General features: G+C 57.8%; 10 protein-coding genes and 1 riboswitch. Of the genes, 6 read left to right on the forward strand and 4 right to left on the reverse strand.

What is annotated here, in order from left to right; translation table 11 throughout:
* Positions 1-35 precede the first annotated feature (35 nt).
* On the reverse strand, positions 36-440 hold the full coding sequence (locus tag ACA044_RS28555) for an acyl-CoA thioesterase (protein WP_038981033.1): 405 nt from the start codon (positions 438-440) through the stop codon (positions 36-38).
* A gap of 198 nt (positions 441-638) precedes the next feature.
* A riboswitch (S-adenosyl-L-homocysteine riboswitch) is annotated at positions 639-737 on the forward strand.
* Positions 738-760: 23 nt separating this feature from the next.
* On the opposite strand from ACA044_RS28555, the gene ahcY reads away from it, so the two are divergent.
* From ahcY to rhlE2, 4 genes are all read left to right on the forward strand, one after another.
* Positions 761-2170, forward strand: coding sequence for an adenosylhomocysteinase (gene ahcY, locus ACA044_RS28560; RefSeq protein WP_497444250.1), 1410 nt, complete (start codon positions 761-763; stop codon positions 2168-2170).
* A gap of 162 nt (positions 2171-2332) precedes the next feature.
* On the forward strand, positions 2333-3178 hold the full coding sequence (gene metF / locus ACA044_RS28565) for a methylenetetrahydrofolate reductase [NAD(P)H] (RefSeq protein WP_497444251.1): 846 nt from the start codon (positions 2333-2335) through the stop codon (positions 3176-3178).
* A 189-nt stretch (positions 3179-3367) separates the two neighbouring features.
* Positions 3368-4183: a substrate-binding periplasmic protein gene (locus ACA044_RS28570; RefSeq protein WP_497444252.1), complete on the forward strand. Its 816-nt coding sequence runs from the start codon at positions 3368-3370 to the stop codon at positions 4181-4183.
* 221 nt (positions 4184-4404) lie between these two features.
* On the forward strand, positions 4405-6270 hold the full coding sequence (gene rhlE2, locus ACA044_RS28575; RefSeq protein ID WP_497444253.1) for an RNA helicase RhlE2: 1866 nt from the start codon (positions 4405-4407) through the stop codon (positions 6268-6270).
* A 261-nt stretch (positions 6271-6531) separates the two neighbouring features.
* Here the strand turns inward: rhlE2 and ACA044_RS28580 are convergent, their stop codons facing one another.
* Positions 6532-7125 carry a YceI family protein gene (locus ACA044_RS28580; protein WP_253546516.1) on the reverse strand — a complete coding sequence of 198 codons (594 nt, stop codon included), beginning with the start codon at positions 7123-7125 and terminating at the stop codon, positions 6532-6534.
* A gap of 32 nt (positions 7126-7157) precedes the next feature.
* Complete coding sequence (locus tag ACA044_RS28585) at positions 7158-7709, reverse strand: cytochrome b (protein ID WP_497444254.1); 552 nt, start codon at positions 7707-7709, stop codon at positions 7158-7160.
* A 284-nt stretch (positions 7710-7993) separates the two neighbouring features.
* Between ACA044_RS28585 and ACA044_RS28590 the strand changes: the two genes are divergently transcribed.
* Positions 7994-8917: a YncE family protein gene (locus ACA044_RS28590; RefSeq protein ID WP_497444255.1), complete on the forward strand. Its 924-nt coding sequence runs from the start codon at positions 7994-7996 to the stop codon at positions 8915-8917.
* A 359-nt stretch (positions 8918-9276) separates the two neighbouring features.
* Positions 9277-10224, forward strand: a complete 948-nt coding sequence (locus ACA044_RS28595; protein ID WP_497442862.1) for an IS110 family RNA-guided transposase — start codon at positions 9277-9279, stop codon at positions 10222-10224.
* Between the two features lie 93 nt (positions 10225-10317).
* On the opposite strand, the gene ACA044_RS28600 is transcribed toward ACA044_RS28595, so the two are convergent.
* A complete protein-coding gene (locus tag ACA044_RS28600) occupies positions 10318-12192 on the reverse strand; it encodes a flavin monoamine oxidase family protein (RefSeq protein WP_497444256.1) in 1875 nt (624 codons plus the stop codon).
* Positions 12193-12361 lie beyond the last annotated feature (169 nt).

Genomic DNA, 12361 nt, shown 5'->3' on the forward strand with positions numbered 1-12361 from the left:
AACGGGAGCAAGCTCCCTCGCCACAGAAGCGGCAATTACTCGCCGATGTCATCATCCTTGAACTGGTCTTTGACGTACCTGATCTCGGTCCGGCCGTGCGGCGCGGGCAGGCCGTCTTCGCCCAGGTTCACGAAAACCATCTTCTCCACCGTCAGGATGCTCTTGCGGGTGATTTTGTTACGCACTTCACAGGTCAGCGTGATCGAGGTGCGACCGAACTCGGTCGCCGTGATGCCCAGCTCGATGATGTCGCCCTGACGCGAGGCACTGACAAAGTTGATTTCGGAAATGTATTTGGTGACCACGCGCTGATTACCCAGCTGGACGATGGCGTAGATCGCCGCTTCTTCGTCGATCCAGCGCAGCAAACTGCCGCCGAACAGCGTGCCGTTGGGGTTGAGGTCTTCGGGTTTTACCCATTTGCGGGTGTGGAAATTCATACTCACTCCTGACCGTCTTGCCTTTGATGCCCTGCATCATGGCAGAGCACTACCCTTAAGCTCTATTAAGCATCGACTATGGTCTCGATTACCGTTCGGACATTGACCAACAGAAACGCTTTGGAAGTATCGTCTACACGGCTATAATCGCCACCGTTTCAAAACGGTAACTTTCACTTGTTACCGTTTTCCCGCCACCTGTCCGAGGGGCGCTGCAGCAGGTTCGACCTGTCAGGCTCGGATGGGGCGTTGACTGGCCACGGTCGGACACTAAACGCACAACGGCGCCCATTCGCATACATTACGAATGGAGGCTCTTTATGAGCGCTGTTATCACGCCTGTAGATTTTAACGATTACAAAGTCGCCGACATGTCCCTGGCTGCCTGGGGCCGTCGCGAAACCATCATCGCCGAATCCGAAATGCCAGCCCTGATGGGTCTGCGCCGCAAGTACTCCGCCGAGCAACCGCTCAAAGGCGCGAAGATCCTCGGCTGCATCCACATGACCATTCAGACTGCCGTGCTGATCGAAACCCTGGTTGCCCTGGGTGCCGAAGTGCGTTGGTCGTCCTGCAACATTTTCTCGACTCAAGACCAGGCCGCTGCCGCTATCGCCGCTGCTGGTATCCCGGTTTTCGCCTGGAAAGGTGAAACCGAAGAAGAGTACGAGTGGTGCCTGGAGCAAACCATCCTGAAAGATGGCGCGCCTTGGGATGCCAACATGATCCTCGACGACGGCGGCGACCTGACCGAGCTGCTGCACAAGAAATACCCGGCGATCCTGGACCGCGTCCACGGCGTGACCGAAGAAACCACCACTGGCGTTCACCGCCTGCTGGACATGCTGGCCAAGGGCGAGCTGAAAATCCCGGCCATCAACGTCAACGACTCGGTGACCAAGAGCAAGAACGACAACAAGTACGGCTGCCGTCACAGCCTGAACGATGCTATCAAGCGCGGTACCGACCACCTGCTGTCCGGCAAGCAAGCGCTGGTCATCGGTTACGGTGACGTGGGCAAGGGCTCGGCCCAGTCCCTGCGTCAGGAAGGCATGATCGTTAAAGTCTCCGAAGTCGACCCGATCTGCGCCATGCAAGCCTGCATGGACGGTTTCGAACTGGTTTCGCCGTTCATCGACGGTATCAACAACGGTACCGAAGCAAGCATCGACAAAGCGCTGCTGGGCAAGATCGACCTGATCGTGACCACCACCGGTAACGTCAATGTTTGCGACGCGAACATGCTCAAAGCCCTGAAGAAGCGCGCTGTTGTCTGCAACATCGGCCACTTCGACAACGAAATCGACACCGCTTTCATGCGCAAGAACTGGGCGTGGGAAGAAGTGAAGCCACAGGTTCACAAGATCCACCGTACCGGTCCTGGCGCGTTCGACGCCCAGAACGACGACTACCTGATCCTGCTGGCCGAAGGCCGCCTGGTTAACCTGGGTAACGCCACTGGCCACCCAAGCCGCATCATGGACGGTTCGTTCGCCAACCAGGTTCTGGCACAGATCTTCCTGTTCGGCCAGAAGTACGCCGACCTGTCGCCAGCCCAGAAAGCCGAGCGCCTGACCGTTGAAGTACTGCCGAAAAAACTCGACGAAGAAGTGGCCCTGGAAATGGTCCGCGGTTTCGGTGGCGTGGTCACTCAACTGACCAAACAACAGGCTGACTACATCGGCGTGACCGTCGAAGGCCCGTTCAAGCCGCACGCTTACCGCTACTGATTGGTCCTGCTGCCTGCTCTCCCTTGTGGGAGCGGGCTTGCTCGCGAAGGCGGTTTATCATTCAACATTAATGTCGTCTGACCCACCGCTTTCGCGAGCAAGCCGGCTCCCACATTGGGATGTGCACGTCTTCCAGGCTTACGTGTTTCCAAGGATATGACCATGTCCCAAGACCGTCGCTACAGCTTCGAGTTCTTCCCTACGAAGACCGATGCTGGGCATGAAAAACTGATCGCCACTGCCCGTCATCTGGCAACCTACAATCCTGACTTCTTCTCCTGCACCTACGGCGCTGGCGGTTCGACTCGTGATCGCACCCTCAACACCGTGTTGCAACTTGAAAGTGAAGTCAAAATCCCTGCCGCACCGCATCTGTCTTGCGTGGGCGACAGCAAGGACGACCTGCGCGGCCTGCTGGCTCAATACAAGGCAGCCGGTATCAAGCGTATTGTTGCCTTGCGCGGTGACCTGCCGTCTGGCATGGGCATGGCCAGCGGCGAGATGCGCCACGCCAACGACCTGGTTGAATTCATTCGTGAAGAGACCGGCGATCATTTCCACATCGAAGTCGCCGCTTATCCGGAGATGCATCCGCAAGCGCGCAATTTCGAAGAGGATCTGACCAACTTCGTGCGTAAGGCCAACGCTGGCGCCGACAGTGCGATCACCCAGTACTTCTTCAACGCCGACAGCTACTTCTATTTCGTCGAGCGTGTACGGGCAATGGGCGTGAACATTCCGATCGTGCCGGGGATCATGCCGATCACCAACTACAGCAAGCTGGCGCGCTTCTCTGACGCTTGCGGTGCGGAAATCCCGCGCTGGATCCGCAAGCAGCTGGAAGCCTACGGCGACGACACCCAAAGCATCCAAGGCTTTGGTGAGCAAGTCATCACCGAAATGTGCGAACGCCTGCTGCAGGGTGGAGCTCCAGGGCTGCATTTCTACACATTGAACCAGGCCGAAGCGAGTCTGGCGGTGTGGAACAACCTGAAGTTGCCGCGTTAAGAAAAAAGCCACAAGCAAAAGCAAGATCAAAGGATCGCAACCTTCGGCAACTCCTACGCACCGGTGGGCAATGCCGAAGGCTGCGATCTTTTGCTTTTTGGTGCCCTGTTATTGTGCGGCAATGTCTTGAACCAGAGCTTCTGGATCCGCTTTCTGGCTCTTTATGATTTCTCGTCGTAATCTCAAGCCATGCCTCTGATCGCTCAGTTACTGACCGTGCTTCTGTTCACTTGCCTGAGCTTCACCGCTCGGGGCGAGCAGTTGCGTATTGTCACCGAACCCTGGGCACCTTACGTGTACGAGGAAAACGGCAAGTCTCTGGGACTCGACTACGAAACCACCGCCATTGTCTTCAAACGCCTCGGGATCGATGTGGAATGGCAGTTCCTGCCGTGGAAACGCTGCCTGTCAATGCTCGAGCAAGGCCAGGCGGATGGTGCGCTGGATATTTTCCACAGTGATGAACGCGACGCGACCCTGCTCTACCCCAGCGAACCGCTCTCGCAAGTCGAGTTCGTGATGTTCTACGCCAACGACCGGCCGTATCCGTTTCGCATCCTGGACGATCTGAAAGGCCTGACCATCGGCACCTCGCCGGGCTACCTGTACAGCAAGGACTTCAGCGAATCGACACTGTTCACCCGGGAACCGGCGCCCACCCATGAAGCCAATTTCGGCAAACTGGTGCGCGGCCGGATCGACTTGATGATCACCGATCGCCGGGTTGGCCAGCATTTGCTCGATCAACTGAACATACGCGACAAGATCACCGAAAACCCGACCGTCATCAGCCAGCAGAGCCAGTTTCTGGCGGTACGCCGCAACGCCGGGATGGATTTGTTGGTGCAGCGTTTCGGTGCCGAGCTCAAACGCTTCAAGCGCGAGCCCGCCTACGCCGAACTGAGCGCCCGCTATGGCGCCGGCCCGACCATCGAAGCACGGGCCGCAAGCGCCACCGCAACCGGCGGAAAAACCGTTGAGCAGCGGGAAAGCGGCACGCAGTGATTGCTCTGTTATACTCCGGCCTTCCCGCCAGGCTCACGCCCGGACGCTCGGACTTGTTCAAGGCATCTCGAACCGCTACAGCGCAGCTTTTCAGCCCGCGCGAGCGCTCCAGATGAGCCTTCGAGACCCAGCAGGACCGGACGGGATTGCGTCCTCTTAAACGCCATTCGCGCCAGGCAAGACTCCCATTGGGCCAAGCCCTAACTAAAACAGGATTACTCATGTCCTTTGCTTCCCTCGGTCTCTCCGAGGCTTTAGTCCGCGCCATCGAGGCAGCGGGCTATACCGAGCCTACTCCGGTGCAACAGCGGGCCATTCCCGCCGTGTTGCAAGGTCGCGACCTGATGGTTGCGGCACAGACAGGTACTGGTAAAACCGGCGGCTTCGCCCTTCCGATTCTGGAGCGGTTGTTTCCCAACGGTCACCCGGACAAATCCCAGCGTCACGGCCCGCGCCAACCGCGCGTACTGGTCCTGACCCCAACCCGCGAACTCGCAGCCCAGGTACACGAGAGCTTCAAGGTCTATGCCCGTGACCTGAAGTTCGTCAGCGCCTGCATCTTCGGCGGCGTTGGCATGAACCCGCAGGTTCAGGCCATGTCCCGCGGCGTCGACGTGTTGGTGGCCTGCCCTGGTCGCCTGCTCGACCTCGCCGGCCAAGGCAGTGTCGATCTGTCCCACGTGGAAATCCTCGTACTGGACGAAGCCGACCGCATGCTCGACATGGGCTTTGTCCATGACGTGAAAAAGGTCCTCGCCCGTCTGCCGAGCAAACGCCAGAACCTGCTGTTCTCGGCGACGTTCTCCAAAGACATCACCGACCTCGCCGGCAAGCTGCTGCACAACCCGGAACGCATTGAAGTCACGCCGCCGAACACCACGGTCGAGCGGATCGAACAACGCGTATTCCGCCTGGCTGCCAGCCACAAGCGTTCGTTGCTGGCGCACCTGATCACCGCCGGTGCCTGGGAACAGGTGCTGGTGTTCACCCGCACCAAGCACGGCGCCAACCGTCTGGCCGAGTACCTGGACAAGCACGGCCTTACCGCCGTCGCCATCCACGGCAACAAGAGCCAGAACGCCCGCACCAAAGCTTTGGCCGACTTCAAGGCCGGTGAAGTGCGCATCCTGGTTGCCACCGACATCGCCGCTCGCGGCCTGGACATCGACCAGTTGCCCCACGTGGTCAACTTCGAACTGCCAAACGTCGACGAAGACTACGTTCACCGCATCGGTCGTACCGGCCGTGCCGGTCGTTCGGGCGAGGCGATCTCGCTGGTGGCTCCGGACGAAGAAAAACTGCTGAAAAGCATCGAGCGCATGACCAAGCAGAAAATCGCCGATGGCGACCTGATGGGCTTCGATTCCAGCGCCGTGGAAGCCGAGAAACCGGAAGTTCGCGAGCGTCCGGATGTGCGTAACCCGCGCAACCCACGTGGCCCGCGCGGCGACGGTCCGAACGGCAGCGGTGGTGGTGGCGGTCGTAAAGACAAGGGCAAGGACAAGGGCGGCAAGGAAAAACCTGCTGCCACTGGCCGAGGCGAGCGCCCTGCACGTGAACACAAGCCGCGCGAAGGCACTCCGGCCCGCGAGCAACAGCGTCCGGCACCACGCGCCGCCGCTGATCGTGCTCCAGACGAGTTCCTGGACGACGATGTCGATAACTTCGGTAACCGCGTCGATTACGTTCCTCAAGCCAAACCGGCTCAGGGCCGTGGCCGCCGTCCCGGCGCACCGGCACAAGGCGCAGGCGCGAGCACTCCGCGTACCGGTCAGCCACAAGGTCGTCAGAACGGTCCGCGCAACAGCAGTGGCGCAACCACTGGTACTCCGCCGGCCAAGCGTAGCGGCCCACGCAACGGTGCTCCACGTGACGGCCAGGCCCGTCGCGAAGAGTCCCGCAACCGCCGCCCGGCCCGTGACGAACAGCCGCGTCCGGAACCGACCGTGCAAAACCCGCGAGGGCCGGCGCCGAAGATCATTCACAAGGAGTCGAAAAGCGATCGTTTCCCGACACCTGAGCAACTGGATCAACTGCCAGGCCGCCCGCGCGGCGAAAAACCAGCGTTGCTGACCCGCAACCGCTGAGTTTTTCAAAGCCATGAAAAATGCCCCGGATCGCAAGATCAGGGGCATTTTTTTATGCTTCAACGTAACCCTGTAGGAGCCAGGCTTGCCGGCGAAGGGGGCGACCCGGTTTCTGCGGCGTAGCTGATGACGCCTTCGCGGGCAAGCCTCGCTCCTACAGGGTTATGTGCCGATCACAGAAATAGCGGTTGGCCCGAACCCATCAGAAAAAAAACGCCCCGGATCGCGAGATCAGGGGCGTTTTTGTTCAAGAGACGAAATTCACTTCGCTTTGACACCTTCAAACGTAACGTACAGCTCAACCGCGTCGGACGCTGGGCCCAGGTCTTTCTGTTTGCCGAAATCGGAACGCTTGATGCTGGTGGTGCCTTCGAAACCGGCACGGTAGCCGCCCCATGGATCCTTGCCTTCACCCAGGAAGGTGGCCTTGACCACGATTGGCTTGGTCACACCCAACAGGGTCAGGTTACCGGTCACGTCGGCGGTGTCTTTGCCTGCGGCGTTTTTGCCGGTGGATTTGACGCTGGTGGAGACGAACTTGGCGTCGGCGAATTTGCCCACGTTCAGGAAATCACCGCTGGCGATGTGCTTGTCACGTTCGGCGTGGTTGGTGAACACGCTGGCGGTGCGCACATTGAACTCGATTTTGCTGTCTTCAGGTTTGGCAGCGTCGAAGCTGAACTTGCCGTCGATATCCTTGAAGGTACCGGTGATGTAGCTGTAGCCCAGGTGGCTGATCTTGAAGTCAACGAAGGCGTGCTGGCCTTCTTTGTCGACCACGTAATCGGCCGCCATCACGTTAGCGGACAGCAGAGCAGAACCGATTGCCAGAGCGGCGAGCGTCTTTTTCAACATGCTTTCTATTCCTTGGGAGTCGAGGTTGAACATCAGGCTTTGCGTCCCAGCATTCGCGTCAGGGTCGCATCACGATCGATAAAGTGGTGTTTCAATGCTGCCAACGCATGGAGACCGGAAAAAATTACCAGCACCCAGGCCAGGTACAAATGGATCACACCCGCGGTGTCTGCCTGGTCCGGTAGTCCGGAAACCAGTGCAGGAACTTCAAACAGACCAAACACCGGAATCCCGACACCGTCTGCGGTGGAAATCAAGTAACCGGCAATCATCACAGCGAACAGACTGAGATAGAGGAAGGAATGACCGAACACGGCACTGAGGCGCGTCATGCGGCTATAGCTTTGCAGAGGTGACGGCGGTGGGCTGATGAAACGCCACAATACCCGCAGTGACATAACGGCGAACAACACCAGACCAATGCTCTTGTGCAGATCCGGCGCGTCTTTGCGCCAAACGCTGTAGTAGTCGAGACCGATCATCCACAACCCCAATGCAAACAGGCCGAAGACCGCGAGCGCCACACCCCAGTGCATGAAGATGCTGACCCAACCGTAGCGGGAAGAAGAGTTACGTAGCTGCATTGCCCAAATCCTGTAAGAACTGCGCCCAAGACTATCGAGTTATCTATTGATTTAAAGCGGAAAATTTCGCTCTGAAATATCGAGAAATACGATCAAGACCTTGGGGGCGAGATGTTAAGAGAGTGTTAACCGGAGGAAAAATTTTCAGACGCCGTCCGCATTTTCACTTCCAAGAGCCTTTGCCACTCGTCAGAACTGTCATATCTGCCAGTAGATGTCACTTCTGGTCATTGATGAACTTGAACTCGGGCGTTTGTCCGAGCGTCCCGAACAGGAGTTCTATCATGAGTCACAATTCGAGTTCATCCCCCGTGACAACGCACAACGATTCGATAGCTGTAGGGGAAGGACCACGAGGAATAGCCATCAGCGATGATGGGGTACGGGTTTTTGTTTGCAATTACATTTCAAGCAATGTGTCAGTCATCGACACCCGGAACAAAAAGGTAATCTGCATTATCGCCGTCGAGCGTTACCCCCAAAGCATCGCCCTCGACCCCGCTGGAAAAAGAGCTTACGTGACCAACTACGGTTCAAGCTCGGTATCGGTTATTGATACCGAAACATACGCGGTGGGTAACGTCACGGTGGGAAGACACCCTTGGGGCGTCGTCGCGAGCCGAGACGGGAAGCATGTTTACGTCACTGTTCGACATGAGAAAGAATGGTTGGCAATTATTGACACCCACACTTATGCGGTGAGCAGAGTGCGAGGGTTACCCTCTCCGTCCATCAGTGTGGATATCAGCCAGGACGATTCGCGTCTTTATATTTCCAGTACCAATTCCCCTACCGGCCCCTATCGGGACGCGCTCACGGTCATCAGCAGCAAGACTTTCGAAGTCATCAACATCATCAAAACCGAACAATATCCGTCAGCGGTTACTGTCAGTCCTGATGGCAGCAGCGTGTATATCGTGGGTCTGGACGCTCGAAAACTTACGGTGCTGGACACTCGATCATCGACCACCCGGCATTTCGATTTTGTGACTTGCGAAGGAAAAATAGTGTTTGGCGAAAACAACGCTTATGCCGTTGATCAAACCAAAAAAGAGGTCGTGGAAGTTAATACCGCCACGCATGAGATTGTTCGCAGGATCCCCATCCCTGGCGCTTTCGAACCGTATGACATGGTGCTTGATCAACACAACCGTGCCTATATCAGCGACTACCAAAGCGACGAAGTCCATATTGTCGATCTGGATTAGCCTCAAAGCACAATCAGCAGCAACACATAAAAAAGCGCGGCAGTGATGCCTGTCAGTTAAGGAACGAAACCTGTGGGAGCGGGCTTGCTCGCGAAGACGGTGTGTCATTCAGCATTGATGTTGGCTGACCCGACGCATTCGCGAGCAAGCCCGCTTGTATGGTAGGACTTGAAGGGAGGAGGAGGGACAAAGCCCGATTCTGACTGTTGACGCAGTACAGATCCGTGGGAGATTTCGCCCCTCCTCCTTTCACCCAAGCGCCGATAAAGAATGCATCTGGCTAGACCGACGATAGGAACAAGCCTGCGCCTCTGGGTGAGCCCTTCAAGTGCTCAAAACCATATCCCGGAGGAAATTTAATGGCAATGCTGGTTTCTGTCTCAAAGCCGATCGTAGGCGTGGATGTTGCCAAGAATGAACTGGTGATCTATCACGCCGAACTTGACCTGCTTGAAACGATTCCCAACAACAAGGCAGCCATCAAGAAGTGGTTGAAGGCCTTGTCGGGGACTGTCGCTATTGCCATTGAATCGACCAATATCTATCACCTGGAGTTCGCCGATCTGGCCTATGAGGCCGGCTGCGTGATTTACATGGTGGGTGGCTACGAACTCAGCCATTACCGCAAAGGGGTGAATGTCCGCGCCAAAACCGACGCGCTGGATGCCAGGCTACTCGCTCGCTATCTGAAGAACGAGGGTGATGATCTTCATCCTTGGACCCCGCCATCACCGCTGTACCGCCAGCTCTTGAGCCTTTTTCGTCGTCGCGCAGCCTTGGTTCAGGCTCGAGTCGGCCTGGTGCAAAGCTGGGCGAATGAGCCGCTGCTGAAGGCGGCTTTTGCCGAGCAAGTGAAATCGATGCAGCAGCTTGAGACGCTGGTCGAGAAGACGATTAACGATCATCTGAAAGAAGCCGGTTTGCTCGGCCAGTTGAAGCGTTGCCTGAAAGTTGAAGGCATCGGATTTCTGACCGGGGCTCGCTTGCTCACGGCGTTTCAGCGGGGCGACTTCAGAAACGCAGATGCCTTTATTGCCTTTCTGGGAATGGATTTACGGGTGTCGAAGTCGGGACAAAAAGACGGTCGCCGGAGCTTGACCAAGCGAGGTGACCCGGAAGCTCGCCGGCTTCTGCACAACGCGGCCATGTCGGCCAGTCGTACGCCAGCCTGGAAAGGCTTTTACGAAGAGCAAAGAGCTCGAGGCTTCAGCACCACTCAGGCGCTGGTGATACTGGCTCGCAAGCTTGCTCGGATCGTATTCGCTCTACTGAAAGGACAGAGCGAATACCAACCCAAAGCCGGTTGAGGGGCTTCCCCTCAACCATAGAATCTCCCACAGGGATTTCGCTTAACTGACTGGCATTTGGCAGAGATGCCGCGCTTTTTTTGATTCCAGGACTTACTGCGTCTTGGTTTCAGTCGCCGCTGGGGTCTTCGCGGCGGTACTGGTCGCTGGTTTCTTCACCGGTTCAGGCTTTTTTACCGTCGCCTTGGCCGGAGCCTTTTTGGTCTCGGTTTTGGCAGCAGGCTTTTTCACGGGTGCTTTGGCCGGGGCCTTCTTGGCAGGCTCGGCTTTCACCGGCACCGCTGGCTTCGGTGCCTCAACCGGTGCGGCCACTGGAGCCGGCGCAGGTACAGGGGCTGGAGCTGGAGCTGGAGCAACCGGTGCCACTGGTTCTGGCGCCTTGGCCGGGGCCTTGTCGGAACCGCCGCCGAACATCCGCGAGAATAAGCCAGGCTTGGACTCTTCAGCTTTCACTTCAGCCTTGGCCGGTTCTGGTTTGTCGGCCGCTTTATCAGACGAGCCACCAAACATGTTGCTGAAGAAGTTGCCTTTCTTCGCCGCTACCGCGCCTGCCGCCGCCGCGGTCGCCGCCGGCACAACCTTCGCCGGTTCAAACGATTTGCCCGCCGCCAGGTCTTCAACCTGACTGGCCGCACGCTGACCGGTGCGCAATGCGCCTTCCAGGGTGCCTGGGTACATCGTGTCGGTGTGTTCGCCGGCAAAGGCTACCCGTTGCAGTGGGCGTTCCCACAGGCGCCAGTACTTGCTGATCTGGCCCGGGCCGAAGGCCAGGTAAGCGCCGCCCATTGACGGGTCGGTGCTGTAGCGACGGATTTCATAACCGGTGAACGAACCGCGTGCCTGTGGATAAAACGCATGCAAACGAATCAGTACCTGATCGACCATCTGCTTGTCGCCGAAGGCCTGCATTACCCGCGCGTTGTCGCCGGACAGGTTGATCACCACGTTGGCGCCGCCCTTCAGGGCCGGCTCAACCCACAACATGCCAAGGCCGGTGTTGCTGTAGATTTCGCCGGACATGCGCGCCTTGCTTTCCCACACCGGCGTCTTGAACTTCAGCATGATCTGATCACGCCAGCCGTAGTTGGTGCCTTTGATGGCGCCCATGTGCTGGGCATCCAGCGCCGGAGTCATCTGGATCTTGCTCAGTGCGCGCAACGGCACGGCCAGTACGACGTAATCGGCCTGATAGCCAACACTGCCGACCTTGACGGTCACGCCGTCCTTGTCCTGAGTAATGGCCGAAACCGGGGAGCTGGTCTTGATGGTTTTCAGTTGTTTGACGAAAGCCTGGGCCAGCACCGGGCTGCCGCCGGGCAGACGCGAAGCGCGCAGGTCACGGTCGGCAATGCCCCGGTAGACGCGGCTCTGTTGTGCAAAGTACAGCAACGACAGGCGCGAAGGTTCGTCATAGCGGGTACGAATCTGCTGATTCACCAACTGACGCGCAGTGGCTGGCAGATTCAAGCGATCGAGCCAGTTGGACACGTTGATCTGGTCCAGGGCAAACAGCGTGCTGTTGGCGGCCGGGTTTTGCGGGTCCTCGATCGAACGCGCCAGATCATCCAGAGTCTTTTCGTAGCGTTTCAGCGCGTCGCTGGTGGCCGGCTGTTTAGTCGCCAGATCGGCAGCGGTGAAGTATTCGCCATCGATCAGATAGCCTGGGGTGCGCACGAATTCAGGGGCTGGCGTGGTGGTCAGCTTGAATGTCGAGACGTACTTGTTCAGCACCGGTTGGGTCTTGTCGTTGCCGATCCACTCACTGGTGGCCATGCCAGAGCGACCGCCCAGGGTCGGTTTGGATTCCAGCAGGGTGACCTGCCAACCCTTGCTTTGCAGTTCGTAAGCAGCAGTGAGGCCCGAGAGCCCGCCGCCGACCACGATCGCCGTTTTATCCTTGGCCAGCGCCGAAACGCTGAACAGCCCCAACATCACCAGCGCACAGGCGCGCAGCCAACCAGCAGACATTCAGCGAACTCCGGAAATACACGAGGAAATAGCGGTTTTACGAGTCAGACGACTCAAAGAGCCGCGAAGAATACGTCAGCCATCAAAACGCCGCCAGCAACGTCTATCTCCTTATACAAAGTAGCTCAATCGACACAATGGGTTGTCCCCATGACGCGCATTGCATAGG

It is taken from the genome of Pseudomonas sp. LBUM1673, assembly GCF_059695645.1.